This window comes from Janibacter sp. CoH_79_TC_3 (genome assembly GCF_058197955.1).
The window spans coordinates 1-259 of sequence record NZ_JBXWIV010000124.1 but is presented as its reverse complement, the minus strand read 5'-3'; the positions used below and the strand labels follow the sequence as shown (position 1 = coordinate 259).

Below are 259 nucleotides of genomic sequence, written 5' to 3'. Positions count from 1 at the left end.
ATATTCAAGTATACGATTTTCAATTGCGGATGCGACAATTGATTGATTTTCGTAACGATCAAACGATGGTTGCCAGTTTATGTAATATTCAGAAAATGATTAATAACGAACAACGTACGAATTTGCAGCCGCTTAAAATAGACGTGCAAAGAATTCTTCATAATGTCGATATTTATTTACATAACGATTTATCGCATTTGAACGGATAGGAGAGAAAAAAATTGCGAATTGATGGAGTAGAACGGCGTATATATAAAAT

1 protein-coding gene is annotated in these 259 nt (G+C 32.4%); it reads left to right on the top strand.

What is annotated here, in order from left to right:
* On the top strand, nucleotides 1-209 hold a 209-nt coding region (locus AC2FA3_RS15330; protein WP_490510337.1), incomplete at its 5' end, for a hypothetical protein.
* Nucleotides 210-259: the final 50 nt, after the last annotated feature.